The following is a 13,409-nucleotide window of genomic DNA, read 5'->3' on the forward strand; positions in this document are numbered from 1 at the left end:
GTTACCGGATAATTACGCAGCAATTGATACTGGGAGTAACAACATGCCGATCACCCTCAACCGCCGGTCCTTTCTTGCTGGCAGCGCTGGCCTCATTGCTTTGCACCCCTTTTCCCTGCAGGCCGCCTCTAACCAGGTGCATCTGCGGCTGATGGAAACCACCGACCTGCATGTGCATGTCTTTCCCTACGACTATTACGCCGACAAACCCCGCGACACGGTTGGCCTCGCCCGCACTGCCTCGATCGTGAATGAAATCCGGGCAGAGGCCACCAATGCGCTCTTGCTGGACAATGGCGATTTCCTGCAGGGCAACCCGATGGGGGACTACATCGCCTATGAGCGCGGCATGCGTGAGGGCGATCTGCATCCGGTGATTTCAGCGATGAATGCCGTGGGTTTTGATGCCTCGACCCTGGGCAATCATGAGTTCAACTACGGCCTTGATTTCCTGATGAAATCCCTGGCCGGCGCCGATTTCCCGGTAGTCTGCGCCAATATTGCCAAAGAGGCAGGTGCCGCCCCGCGTGACGACAAGACCCTGCTGCCGCCCTATGTGCTGATGGAGCGCGAACTGGTGGACGGTGCCGGACAGAAACACGCTATCAAGATCGGACTTATCGGCTTTGTGCCGCCGCAGGTGATGAACTGGGATCGCCGCCATCTAGAAGGCAATGTGCAGGCCCGCGATATTCTGCAATGCGCCCGCGCCTATGTGCCCGAGATGAAAGAGAAAGGCGCCGATATCATCATCGCGCTGTCCCATTCCGGCATTGGCGAAGCGCAGGAGCATGACGGCATGGAGAATGCCTCGCTGGTTCTGGCTGGGGTGGAGGGCATTGACGCCATCATGACCGGCCACAGCCACCTGGTGTTCCCCTCGTCCAAATATGACGGGCTTGATGGCATCGACGTGGCCAAAGGCACCCTGCTGGGCAAACCGGCGACCATGGGCGGCTACTGGGGTAGCCACCTCGGCCTGATTGATCTGATGCTGGAACGTGACGCGGGCGGTTGGCGAGTGGTTGGCCATGCCTCAGAGGCCCGGCCCATCTCCAAACGCAACGAGGATCGCTCTATCACCGCGCTGGTGGAGAGCGACGACAAGGTGCTTGCCTCGGTGGCACAACAGCACGAGGAAACCCTGGCCTATGTGCGCCGGGCGGTGGGTAAGACCGATGCGCCGCTGCACAGCTATTTTGCCCTGGTGGCGGATGACCCCTCGGTGCAGATCGTCTCGATTGCGCAGAGCTGGTATATCGCCCAGATGCTCAAAGGCACCGAGTACGAAGGCCTGCCGATCCTCTCGGCAGCGGCCCCCTTCAAGGCAGGCGGTCGTGGCGGTCCGGAATATTTCACCGATGTGCCCAAGGGCGATGTGGCAATCAAGAATGTCTCGGATCTCTACCTCTACCCCAATACCGCCCGTGCGGTTCTGGTCACCGGGGCCGAGGTCAAGGACTGGCTGGAGCGCTCTGCCGGCATCTTTAACCAGGTTGATCCCGGCAAGGCGGATCAGCTGCTGCTGAACCCGGCCTTCCCCAGCTACAATTTTGATGTGATGGATGGGGTCAGCTACCAGATCGACCTGAGCCAGCCCTCCAAATTCAGCGCTAAGGGCGCGCTGGAGAACCCGGAGGCCAATCGTATCGTCAACCTGGAGTACAACGGAGCGCCGATCGACCCGGAGGCCAAATTCATCATTGCCACTAACAACTATCGCGCCTCGGGCGGCGGCGATTTCCCAGGCGCCAAGGGCGACAGCATTGTCTTTGAAGGGCCTGACACCAACCGCGATGTCATCGTGCGCTACATTGTAGAAAAAGGCACCATCAGCCCCCGCGCCGATGCCAATTGGAGCTTTGCGCCGCTGCCAGACACCAGCGTTCTGTTTGATACCGGCCCCAAGGCCAGTGACTATGCCGAGGATGTCGAAGGCGTCAGCATTACCCCGGCCGGCGAAGGCCCAGACGGGTTTGCCCGCTTCCGGATCGACCTCTAAGAGGCGCTTCAAAACCCTGATGTTCAGACAAGATAGGCCCGGATCATCTCCGGGCCTTTTCCTTTTTGTCACATCAATTCGGTCCTAGAAGTCTTCCCAGTTCTGGCCGTCGGTGCCGGTGGCGGCCAGTGGCACGCCGCCTTCCAGCGCCTCATCCCAGCCTTCGCCCAAATCATCGCTAGAACCATGCGCACTCGGGGCCTGGACCTCATTGGCCGCCACGGCAGTGGATTGTTGACCTGAGATCTCAAAGTTGCCCATCAGCTCTGTCAGTTTGCCTGCATCGGTTTTCAGCAACATGCTCGCAGCTGTGGCCTCTTCGACCATGGCAGCATTCTGCTGGGTCACCTGATCAAGCTGCGACATGCCAGTGTTGATCTCGTGCAGACCTGTGGACTGCTCCACTGCACCTTCGGCAATGCCGGAGACCTGTTTGGAGATCTGGCTGACCTGGGAAACGATGTTTTGCAGGGCACCGCCCGCCTGTCCCACCAGATCAACACCGCGATCAACCTGTTTGCTGCTGTCATCAATCAGGGTCTTGATTTCCATCGCCGCACTTGAGGAACGCTGCGCCAGAGCCCGCACTTCGCTGGCCACCACCGCAAAGCCGCGTCCTGCCTCACCGGCACGGGCCGCTTCAACACCGGCATTCAGCGCCAAAAGGTTGGTCTGGAAAGAGATGTCATCGATCACTGAGATGATCTGAGAAATGCTCTCCGAGGACTTTTCGATCTCGGTCATCGCCGCCACCGCGTTTTGCACAACCTGATCGCTGTTTTCGGCCTCAACACGGGCCTCTTCCATGGTGGCCTCAACCGCCTTAGCGCCCTCTGCCGCTGATTTCACCGAGGCGGTCAGCTCATCCAGGGCTGCGGCGGTTTCTTCCAGTGTTGCCGCCTGGCTTTCGGTCCGGTTGGACAGATCCTGCGAGGCCTGGCTGATTTCAACAGCACCATTGCCAATACTGCCCGAGGTATCCATCACCTGGCCCACAATGGAATTCAGCGTGCTGACCGTGTTGTTGAAATCACTGCGCAGTTTCTCATAGTCTTCGGGGAACTGCTCTTGGATCTGCACTTCCAGATTGCCATCGGACAGCTGCGACAGTTTTTGGCTCAACTCCTCAACCACCCGGTTCAATTCTGCATCACGCCCCTCGGCCTTTTTCTGTTCCAGTTCCTGCATCTTGACCAAGGCATCGCGGAACACTTCGAGCGAGCGGGCCATATCACCAACTTCATCGCCACGAGTCTGCCCCAGGATTTCAACCGTATTGTCCCCCTTGGCCAGCCCTTTCATGGAGGTGGTGATCCGGTTGATGGCACGGGACAGGCTGGTTCCCACCATCAGGGCCATTGCCCCACCAAGGATGATCGCCAGGCCAATCGCGGCAGGAATAATATTCTGGGTCATCGTTGTGATGGCCTTGTTGTCCGCTTTGCGCTCCTCCATCAGGACCATTTCCTCGGCTTTAAAGGAGGCCATGATCTCTGAAAACTTGCTGAAATAGGCGGCGCCACGGCCTTCGCGCACAAAATCTGCCATATCATCCATGGTCCTGGCATCGCCGATTTCGCGGCGCAGTTCCAGCAGAGGTTCTACTGCCTGCTCGCGCCAATCGGTGATGATCTTGGCCATTTTGGTGATACGAATTTCCTGGCTCAGGCTCTCGATGGTCAATTCCAGCAAGCCAGTAACCAAAACGTCAAACTTGACGATATCTTTTTCGTAGATCTCCAAAAAGGCGGGATCCGCCGTCAGCAGGAACCCCCGCATCCCAGCTTCCATATCAAGAGAGACGGCCAATAGATCCTTGGCAGCGCTAATGACGGAATGCGCTTTTTCCACGGCCGCCAAGGAGCTGTTCATGTAGTCCGGGTTGGCGATGCCGGTTTTGACCAAGGTGGTAAAGACCTGACGGCGATCCGCCAAAAGCACTTCTTCTTCCTCGATGAACTGATTGATTTCCTTCTGGAAGGCCTCAAAATACTCTTTGGCCTTAGCCCCTTTGACCGCATCCGCCATGTCATTCATGTTCATCGCGTCACCAATTGCGCGGCGCATGGCAACAGCCTGTTCTAACACATCGCTCTCCCAAGCGCGCAGCGTCTCCTCTGCCTCGGTCAATCGCTCCAGCATCAGTGGCTGATCGCTTACAGTGGATCGCAGCTCGGCAAAGGCAGCATAGGTTTCTGTTGCCCCGTGTTCATAGGGTTCAAGGTATTGATCCTGACCAGCCAGCAGGTAGCCACGCAGGCTCGCCTCCATCTCCAGCGCAGAGGCGGTCAGAAGAGCAACCTCGTCCAGAACATGCTGGGTGTGTTCGACCTTGTGAGAGGTCTCTTCCATCTTTTGCAAGTCGACCACGGCCAGAACGCCGACGCCTGCGACCAACAGCAGAGGACACACCGCCGCTGAAATAACTTTGGTTCGTGTCTTCAGATTACTTAGTGAAAAACGCTTCTTCTTGTACTCAGATTTACCGGTCATAACAGCATCCTCTACGAAACTCTTGATCTCAAGATGAGACACAACCGTTACGATAGCGTTATTAGCGTGCGTTTTACGGACAGGTGCGGATCAATTTGATCTCTTCACCTTCAACTACCGGTTAAATTTCCTAATTTTTCCCTGCGCATAAACAAAAAAGGCCGCCCAAAGGCGACCTTTAAAAAGTATATTTGAAAAGCTCTTATTCTTCTTCGAGCGCTTCCACGGCCTTCTGCAGATCGTCTTTGGAGACTTCTTTTTCCGCAACTGTCGCTTGATCGAACAGGTGGTCAATGACCTTGTCTTCGAACAAAGGCGCCCGCAGCTGCTGCTGCATCTGGGCGTTCTGCTGGATGAACTCAAAGAACTGACGTTCCTGGCCAGGATACTGACGCGCCTGCGCCATGATCGCCTGGGTCATCTCAGCATCGGTGACTTCAACTTCGGCTTTTTGGCCCAGCTCTGCCAGCAGCAGGCCGAGGCGCACGCGACGCTCGGCGAGCTGAGTGTGCTCTTCGGTGGTCTCAATCTCAGGGTGGTCGTGACCTTCGACTTCTGGGTTATCCTCGTGCCACAGCTGATGCGCGATCTGCTTGGCTTCGGCTTCGACCAGCGAGGGCGGCAGTTCAAAGGAAACCAGCTCGTCCAGTTTGTCCAGAGTGGCGCGCTTCATCACCGCACGGGCAGCACCGGCATATTCGGACTCGAGGCGCTCGCGGATCTGACCCTTCAGACCATCTAGGTCTTCGGCGCCGAACTTCTTGGCCATCTCGTCGTTGATCTCAGCAGCCTTGGCTGTTTTGACCTCTTTGATGGTGCAAGAGAACACGGCTTCTTTGCCGGCCAGGTGCTCGGCCTGATACTCTTCAGGGAAGGTCACGGTGACGTCTTTTTCGTCGCCCGCCTTCACGCCAACCAGCTGCTCTTCGAAGCCGGGGATGAAGGAGTTGGAACCCAGAACCAGGGGGTAATCGTCAGCAGCGCCGCCATCAAAGGCTTCGCCGTCAACTTTGCCCAGGAAGTCGATTACAACCTGATTGCCGTTTTCGGAGGCGGCACCGTCAGCAGCAGCTTCAAATTCCTGAGCGTTCTCGGCCAGGTTTTCCAGCGCTTCGGTGACAGCCTCGTCTTCGGCCTTCACAACCAGCTTCTCGAGGGTCACACCAGAGAGGTCGACCTCGGGAATTTCGGGCAGCGCTTCGTAAGTCATGTTGACCTCAACGTCGTCGCCTTCTTTCCAGTCTTCGTTGGTCATCTTGACGTCAGGCTGCATCGCTGGGCGATCACCACTTTTTTCAAAGTGATCATTCATGGCGCCATCGATGGTTTCCTGCATCGCTTCGCCAACCATGCGCTGGCCAAACTGCTTTTTCAGCATCGCCATAGGCACTTTGCCTTTGCGGAAGCCTTTCATTTCGATTTCTGGCTGCGCTTCAACCAGCTTTTCGTTGACCTTGGCGTCCAGTTCGGCAGCCGTGACCGTGATGGCGTAGCCGCGTTTCAGACCTTCGTTCAGCGTCTCGGTGACCTGCATGTTTTACCCCATAGAGATTCGGGGCGCGCGCGCAGGCACCGCCCCCAGACAATTTGAGGCCTTCTATTGTTACTGGCCTCGCGGTGCAAGAGGCTTTGCCCCTTTCGGCACCTCAAAGCGACAATTCGTTAGGAAGTTTTGCGGCAGAAACAAAAACACGCCCCCAAAACGGGGGCGTGTCAGTTTTTGGTAGCCAAATTTTTGCAGCCTGCTTTCGGCGGCCGTTGTTTGGCAACCTGTCAGGGCAAGACTGCCCTTAGAACTTCCAGCGGGCGCCGGCCAAGATCACGTTGGAATCCTGGTAGGTGGTCGCAGTGGTGTCCGAGTAGGAATAGTCACGGTAGGCGATGTAGGTTTCAAGGTTGAAGCGGTCGATCTTTTGTACCGCTGCGATGCCCCAGGACTCTGAGGAGTCGCCATTGGTCACCAGGTCAGAACCGTCATAGTAGTCGACCGAGAAAGAGGTTTTCCCTACCGCAAGCAGATCCGCAGAATAGCCCAGTTTCGCATAGGCATAGTTGCCAGAGATATCGCGATCTCCTGCAGCCAGGGTCATCGAAACACCTGTGTCCTTGTGCAACAATGACAACGAGCCAGAAATGTCGCGACGGTCCTGTTGACCAGTCTGCTCGGTCCAGGCCGCAGCGATGCCGGTGTCCAGAGCAAAGGCGCCCAGATCGTCATTGCTGTAACGAACGGCAACGTCGTAGGTCTCACGATCGTTGTTGGTGGCCAGAATGTCGGTCCCGTAAGAAGCCGAGAAAACAAAGCCGCCAAAGTTCTTGCTGTCATAGCGCACACGACCAAGACGGCTGCCGTCCAGATCAGTGAAGGCGTCGCCAATGGTAACGCCGCTCACCGCACCAGCGGAGGTGCGGAAGGCATAGCCGCCGCCGATATCGGCAACAGACACCCCTGCCCCCAGGCCTGTGCCTGAGAAGTCAGCACCGGTGATGCCGTCAGAAGCCATAGAGCCTTGCCCCGCCGAGAAGGTACCATAGCTGGCGGTCTCGAATTGGAAGTCCACATGACGGATGTTTGTCCGGCTCCAGCTCAGGGAGTCCCCGGTGGTGGCCTGATTGACGCCATCAGACGCACGCAGACCAAATGCTGTTTCGAAGTGGAACTTCAGCGTGTTTTCGCCAAAGGACTGCTCGAGCCAGAAGCCGATCCGCGAATTCGACGAGGAGTTGTCGACCAGGCGATTATAGTCCTCGACGCCATCGTCGAAATTCTGGAAGGATGGGTTGAACTGACCATACCAGCGGAAGCTGCCGCCGTTATCATTGGTGTAGGTGGGGCCCGCAAATGCTGGCGCCGCCAGCAAGGCGGCAGCTACTGCCGCGCTGCTGCGCAATACGAGTTTGGTGCTCATGGATCTAGAGTCTCCTGATTGTACTTATGTGGCCCGACCTCCCCCCATCCCAGGGATCCGCACCTCACCACATGTATAGGGGTCAGAAAAATTCAGGCGCAGTCTTGAAAAACAATTTGACAGACACTGCAAAAAGATGCGCGTTTTTTTGCTCGTAGCGGCGAAAATCCGACACGAATTGGTGAACTCGTTACACAGTTGAGTGATCCACTTCACGTAGCGCCTGCGCTCAGATCAAACCAGCAATGCGCCCTGCGAAACTCTCGACCCTATCACAAAAAATTTTCCACTCAATTTTGGCTTCTTTCCCAAAAAAGATTCGTCAAACTCGCGTTTTTGACAAGGTGCCGTCTGATCCGAACGCCTGCTCCTGGGGCACTTCCACGAAGGGTATTCTACAACCCTGCGACCATCCCAGAGGCACTCCGCTTACCAGTCTTCGTCGGCAACCAAAAGCCGCAGCCTGGCAGTATCCTGGCTGGTCCAGCCTTCGCGGGCGGTGACAGCGACCCAGGCCGCTGTGTAGTCGCGCACCGCGTAGTTATGGCCGTGCCCCGGTGGAACCCGCGTTGCCGACAGCATATCAAGGGCAACCTGAAAGAAGGAGACCAGCGGGACCCAGGTGAAATCCGGGGAGACATCCGCGCCGCGCCCCGGGCGCATCCAATCCGGTTCGCGCGACCACATGTTCTCTTCAAAGAAGACAATCGGATCCGAAGGGTAGACCAAAAACACCGTGCGAATGGGGCTCCAGCCGGCCGTCTGGACCTGTTCCTCCTCAGAGGTCGTAACTGCAGGACCGAAGACCCGGAACAGTTCACCGTTTTCAAACCCGGGCTGCCAGGCCGGGGTATCCGGATTGCGGTTGCGCTGCACCCGTTTCCACAGCGGGTTGCGGAAGGTCGGCCCCGCCCAAAGCGCGCCATGAAACGGATCGCTGACATAGGCATAGAGTGGCACCGAGGTTTCAGACCCCAGTGAGCCAAGGCTGAGACCAAAAAGGTAGAGCCGTGGGCGCTCCTCGGCAGGGAGGGAGCGCCAGTAATTATAGATCACATCAAAGACCACTGTGGCTGACTCTTGCGCCAGCCCCGGCTGCAGGATCAGCGACTGCGGGCTGGGCAGATAGGAGTATTGTACCCCTACTGTGGCGACATCCCCGTCATGCATATACTCCAGCGGTGCAATCGCGCCGTTTTGCAACCAGCCGGTGCCGGTGGGCGTGGCGATGACCAGCAGTTTACGAGAGAACGCATCGGTGCGCTGCAATTCCCGCAGGGCCAGCTCAGCCCTTTGCCGGGCGTCACTGGCCGAACGCAGGCCAACAAAGACCCGTATCGGCTCTTGCGCCGTTGTTCCGGTAAAGGCTTCGATATCTGGCCGCCGCGGTCCCTGATGCACAAATTGCTTACCCGCCTGCCCCAGCCGATCCCAGGCGATCAGTGACTGGGCGCTGCCCGATCGCATCGCTTCTGTCGGGGGCCTGGCACCGGGCGGATCAGAGATATCAATGCTGGCCTGAGCCGCATCGATGGCTGAGATTGTACCCTTGACCAATGTGTCATTGGCAGTGACCAGCAACAGTGTCAAAAAGACGAAGGCTCCAACAACGGAGGCAATGCGCCTGTGCACATAGTAACGCGGCAGCCGCGCTGCCCAGTGCAGGGCCATCAGCAACAAGTTAGCCAGTAAGAGCAACACAAGTGCCGTCAAAAACCCGATGGCAGAGATCTGCAAGTAATAGCTTTCTTCCACCTCGGGCATCTGCATCAGCCGACGTGTCACATTTTGCCAATGCGCCGCATTCCAAAACACATAGATCACAAATGCCGCGGCCGAGCTCAGCAGAACCAGTCCCATCCCGCCCCGCCAGCGGCCTGGGATCAGCGGCAACTCCAGATAGTTCCAAAGCCAGATCAGCATCACCCCGATGCCATAGCCCAGGGCAAAGAGCACTCCGGATAAAACACCCTGAAACGCCCAGGGGCGTGGCACCAGCGAGGGCCAGAAGGTGGCGACGCAAAACAGCGTACCAAGGAACATCCCAGCCAGTGACGGGCGCCACCAGGGGAAACTTCTGAGTGTTTCTAACATCACGCCTCACCACCGGGACATCTGAACGAGGCCATCGGTGCCGAAAGCCTCTTTTCCGCACCTCTCACCGGGCTACTAGCGGATTTTGCCGCGCAGCACGACGTTAGGTTGCTCCAGACAGAACCCCAGCACCACCGTCATAGAGGTCGGAAAGGAGGGTTTGTCAAAAATGACCTTTGCATGTCCCCATTGGCTGCTTTCCTGCACATTGTGGCGCGACATGAAGGCATCACAATCACCACTGCCTTGGCCAATCCAAAAGGCATCATGGCTGCTGCGATTGTCATAGTTCCCCGCCAATCCCGGAATAATCAGCGTCGCCGGATAGGCATCGACATTGGTAAAGGAAAAAATCGCCGCCCCGCCCTCTTCGGCCTGATAGATGATCGGGCCCATATCGCTGTCCCAAACCTCGTCGGCCATCACATGCGGGCCAAGAAATGCAATGGCCGCAGCCAGGAAAAAAGGCTTCATGGGGAACTCCTCGTGTTTCAATGCTGCGAGACTGGCATAGTCTGTGCCGTCAGAACAGTATGAAACTGGCGCAAACCGTGCGAAGGCGGCCCGGCATGGCCGCCTCAGTTTGGCTTGCACCGCCCAGAATGTTCCCCTATTGTTCCTTCGATATCTCATTTCAAATATGGAAAGAAAACCACCGATGATTTCTGGAAGCTGTTGCTGTGGGGCCGTTCAATTTGAGCTGCTCGCAAAACCCGAGATGCTGGGCACCTGTCATTGCTCTCGCTGTCGTAAACTTGGTGCCAGCGCCATCGTCTTTGTCAAAAAGGCGGATCTCAAATGGATCACGGGCCGGGAGAATGTCGCACTCTACCAGCCTGACGCCCCCTACAAATACGGGCGCTGTTTTTGCCGAACCTGCGGTTCATCTTTGGGCGAAATTCTGTCGCAGGAGGACAGTTTTCCCATTGCCGCCAACGCGCTGGATACTGCGTTTGATCTGCAGAACCAGTTTCACGAGTTTACCAGTGAAAAACCGCATTGGTATGAGATCTGTGATCAGGCGCCGCAATCGCAGGGACACCCTGAGACAAGTTGAGTTAGACCTCCGGCGCCTCGGCCGGGTTCAGAATCTGTGCCAGGGTAGCAAGTTTGGCGTTGGCACATCTACGCCCCCGCCATTCTGCCAGCAAGGCGTCAGAGATTTGCCCCTCACTGCGCGGCACCGCGCCGCTGTAGCCGGGACAGGGCAACAGCAAGTCGGCAGGAACCATGGGTTGCACAAAGATCTGCTCAGGGGGTGGTGCCGAACAGGCGCTCAGCAGTGTGGCGCAGCACAGGAGATAAAGGCGCATCGCGGCCCTCCAACTGGTCTAACTCATGGGACAGCTGAGCCCCGTGGCGTGCCTCCTCAGCGGCGCGGGCCAAATGCGCCCGGTGAATACGGGCGGCCTGCGCGGCCTGCTGTAGCCGTTGTTCGGCGGTTCGCAATTGTAGCTGCTGCGTTGCCAAGGCCCGCCGCAGCTGCTGACGATCCGTGATCAGATCCAGCAGCCACCACAGCGCCAGCGCTCCCCCTGCGGCCAGGGCAAGGGCTGGGAGCCTGCGCAGTGCCAGGATCAGGCTCATTCCATTGCCTGCAAAGCAGCGTGGCACATCTGCATTTCCGAAAAACGGCGCCGGGTCAGCCCACGCCAGATACGCCCCCCTGCCCGGTTCCAGCGCTTAAGCTCGTCACAGGCCCCGCTGAGGTCTCCGGCATTGGCACGCCGCACCAGGGTCGATTGGCAGGCCGCGCCGGCGCCAACATTATAGGTCCAGGACACCAGCGCAATCTTCATCCCCAAAGGCACCTCAGCGGTCAGGCACTGGTCCAGCGCCGCCTCATAGGCGGCAATCTCTTCCGCCAACATCTCATCACAATCTGCCTTGCTGTAGCGATCTCCGGGGCGCACCCCCTTGGTTTCGCCGTAGCACACGGTCCAGACCCCGACCACGTCCTGATAGGCCTCTTGGCGCAGACCTTCCCAGCCACCAACAAAGGCGATGGCTGTTGATAGCGCCAGGCCGCTGCCAGCAATCAAACCGATGGAGCCTTTGCGCAGAGCGCCGCTTTGGTCCTGGCGAAACCGGCTGAGAACTGACAGGTCGACCTCAGTCAGGCTGTGTTGCATGACCAGCCGGGCGGGGATCGCCAGCACCTGGAACAACGCTGAAACACCAGCAAACCAAAGCGGCGACCAGCCAAGCATAAAGGGGGAGGCAAGCGAAAAGAAAAAGCCAAGCATGGCCAGCAGGCTGGCGAGAAAAAACCAAATGCTCGCAGCCCCCTTCAAGACCGATTTCCAATTGGACACGAGTTTCATCTCAGATCTCCAGGTCATGGCCCCATCTGCGGACAGAAACTCTGCACTGGAAGATTTGAAAAAGGATTGGCCGGGCGTACGCCTAAGCCGCAGCCAGGCCCGCATTCGAGCCAAAAAGCCTGAGCCGAAGAACTTGCACCCGAATTACGACTAGTTCCGGTCCTCAGCAGCGTGTTAAAAGGAGCTCATGCAAGAAGAATGGCTTTCCAGACTGGAAGAACTGATCACGCGGGACGGGCGCAGCAACAATGAGCTCAGCCTGGCAGCTGGATATGAACCGAGCTATGTGAGCCTCTTGGTGCAACGTCAGATCCCGGCAAAGCTGAGCACCCTATCGCAGCTCCTCAAGGTGCTTGGTCCGGATGCACCCTCTTATGTGATAACCGGCCACGCCTTTACTGCGGCTGATGCTCAGTTCCTGGAGGCTATTCAGTCACTGGATCAAGAAGGCAAACAGGCGGCCCTTTGCGTTTTGCAACGCTGGCAAGACGAAGAACCTCAGTAAGGGCCAGTTTCTGCGCTTCTACAGGGAGTGATTTCCAGACATCAAACAGATGCTCCAGATCACGCTGGGCGGCCTTTTCTTTTCCTTCCGGTGGTAACAGCGGAAAAGGAATGACTTTTCCGTCATACGCTGCGACGGCAAACTGCGCGGCGGAGGTTTTGGGCATTACAGAGCTGACCTTATTAAACTGGACCGTTCGATCAAGAATTAGACATCACCCTTTAGTTGTGTCAACGTGGTTGGAATATGTATCCACATATGTTGACACGCAGTCCTAGGGCTACACGGGGAAAGCGCAGCTATGTCTACAATCGGCGACACTCTTGAGCGCGCAGCCATTGCCAGGTTTGGCTCCTTGCGCGGTGCCTGCGAGGCTGCGGGCGTGACGTATAAAACGCTGCACGCCCAGCTGCGCAACAACCGAAGCATTCCGTTTGAAACCGTCCACAATCTCAGCTTGGCCCTGTCGATCAGCCTGGATTCCCTGATCGCAGGAAAGTCAGATGTGATAGGCCTCGCCCCCCAGAACCAAATGGATGCGCCACAGGCCAAACAGCACAGCCAGAAACTGCGGCGGGCCCATAGTGAGATGGTCCGTCACGGTCGACCTCCGGACTGCAATGACATCCTCAACTGGCTGCGGAGCAATGGTGGAAAAATCAACTTTGAGAGCCCGATCAGCAGCTATGTTGACCTGTTTCATCAGGTTTCTGTGACAGATGGTTTGATGCGGCCACAAAGGGTAGGACAGACGAGCCTCGCCAGCCTTTGGATCGGCATCGGCAGCACGGCCGAATACGAATACAAAGTCGGCCAGTTTCCCAGGTCGGTTATCGATGCCTCGCTTCTGGCGCATATGCGGGTTCAAGAGGTCAACCGCTATAGTGTCGAGGATGTCACTGTCCATGGCAGCGTCTACGGCACGCAGGAGGCAGAAAGCTACCGGCGTATCATTGCCCCGGTCAAAGACAGTCAGGGGCGTGATTTCAACTTGGTTTTTGCTGAATTGCTTCCCACGATCACCTAGCCCATCTACCCCAATGGCAAGCCTGCGCTATCAGACAGGGGAAAACCAACCCCCT

At 57.3% G+C, this 13,409-nt stretch carries 12 protein-coding genes; 4 read left to right on the top strand and 8 right to left on the bottom strand.

The window, feature by feature from the left end; all coding sequences use genetic code 11:
• Positions 1–43: 43 nt before the first annotated feature.
• On the top strand, positions 44–2,002 hold the full coding sequence (locus ABJP42_RS14070) for a bifunctional 2',3'-cyclic-nucleotide 2'-phosphodiesterase/3'-nucleotidase (RefSeq protein WP_348341395.1): 1,959 nt from the start codon (positions 44–46) through the stop codon (positions 2,000–2,002).
• 84 nt (positions 2,003–2,086) lie between these two features.
• Here ABJP42_RS14070 and ABJP42_RS14075 read toward each other — a convergent pair whose 3' ends face one another.
• The 5 genes from ABJP42_RS14075 to ABJP42_RS14095 all read right to left on the bottom strand — a co-directional run bounded on the left by ABJP42_RS14075 (position 2,087) and on the right by ABJP42_RS14095 (position 9,972).
• A complete protein-coding gene (locus ABJP42_RS14075) occupies positions 2,087–4,495 on the bottom strand; it encodes a CHASE3 domain-containing protein (RefSeq protein ID WP_348341397.1) in 2,409 nt (802 codons plus the stop codon).
• Positions 4,496–4,697: 202 nt separating this feature from the next.
• Complete coding sequence (gene tig, locus ABJP42_RS14080; protein ID WP_348341399.1) at positions 4,698–6,029, bottom strand: trigger factor; 1,332 nt, start codon at positions 6,027–6,029, stop codon at positions 4,698–4,700.
• Positions 6,030–6,285: 256 nt separating this feature from the next.
• Positions 6,286–7,404: a porin gene (locus ABJP42_RS14085; RefSeq protein ID WP_348341400.1), complete on the bottom strand. Its 1,119-nt coding sequence runs from the start codon at positions 7,402–7,404 to the stop codon at positions 6,286–6,288.
• Positions 7,405–7,833: 429 nt separating this feature from the next.
• Positions 7,834–9,447 carry an alpha/beta hydrolase gene (locus ABJP42_RS14090; RefSeq protein WP_348341402.1) on the bottom strand — a complete coding sequence of 538 codons (1,614 nt, stop codon included), beginning with the start codon at positions 9,445–9,447 and terminating at the stop codon, positions 7,834–7,836.
• Positions 9,448–9,573: 126 nt separating this feature from the next.
• A complete protein-coding gene (locus tag ABJP42_RS14095) occupies positions 9,574–9,972 on the bottom strand; it encodes a hypothetical protein (RefSeq protein WP_348341404.1) in 399 nt (132 codons plus the stop codon).
• A 184-nt stretch (positions 9,973–10,156) separates the two neighbouring features.
• Between ABJP42_RS14095 and ABJP42_RS14100 the strand changes: the two genes are divergently transcribed.
• Entirely contained in the window at positions 10,157–10,555 is a 399-nt protein-coding gene (locus tag ABJP42_RS14100) for a GFA family protein (RefSeq protein WP_348341406.1), read from the top strand.
• Between the two features lies 1 nt (position 10,556).
• Here ABJP42_RS14100 and ABJP42_RS14105 read toward each other — a convergent pair whose 3' ends face one another.
• The 3 genes from ABJP42_RS14105 to ABJP42_RS14115 are packed head-to-tail and all read right to left on the bottom strand — an operon-like array spanning position 10,557 to position 11,822.
• Positions 10,557–10,730: a hypothetical protein gene (locus ABJP42_RS14105; protein ID WP_348341408.1), complete on the bottom strand. Its 174-nt coding sequence runs from the start codon at positions 10,728–10,730 to the stop codon at positions 10,557–10,559.
• A 19-nt stretch (positions 10,731–10,749) separates the two neighbouring features.
• On the bottom strand, positions 10,750–11,085 hold the full coding sequence (locus ABJP42_RS14110) for a hypothetical protein (protein WP_348341410.1): 336 nt from the start codon (positions 11,083–11,085) through the stop codon (positions 10,750–10,752).
• Complete coding sequence (locus tag ABJP42_RS14115; RefSeq protein ID WP_348341412.1) at positions 11,082–11,822, bottom strand: lysozyme; 741 nt, start codon at positions 11,820–11,822, stop codon at positions 11,082–11,084. Before ABJP42_RS14115 ends, ABJP42_RS14110 begins: the two co-directional genes overlap by 4 nt.
• 187 nt (positions 11,823–12,009) lie before the next feature.
• Here ABJP42_RS14115 and ABJP42_RS14120 point away from each other — a divergent pair, with 187 nt between their 5' ends.
• Together ABJP42_RS14120 and ABJP42_RS14125 are read left to right on the top strand one after the other, a co-directional pair.
• Complete coding sequence (locus ABJP42_RS14120; protein ID WP_348341414.1) at positions 12,010–12,327, top strand: hypothetical protein; 318 nt, start codon at positions 12,010–12,012, stop codon at positions 12,325–12,327.
• 382 nt (positions 12,328–12,709) lie between these two features.
• Complete coding sequence (locus ABJP42_RS14125) at positions 12,710–13,354, top strand: hypothetical protein (protein WP_348341415.1); 645 nt, start codon at positions 12,710–12,712, stop codon at positions 13,352–13,354.
• Positions 13,355–13,409 lie beyond the last annotated feature (55 nt).

Origin of the sequence: Pseudophaeobacter sp., assembly GCF_039971195.1 — a bacterium.
Lineage (GTDB): Bacteria > Pseudomonadota > Alphaproteobacteria > Rhodobacterales > Rhodobacteraceae > Pseudophaeobacter.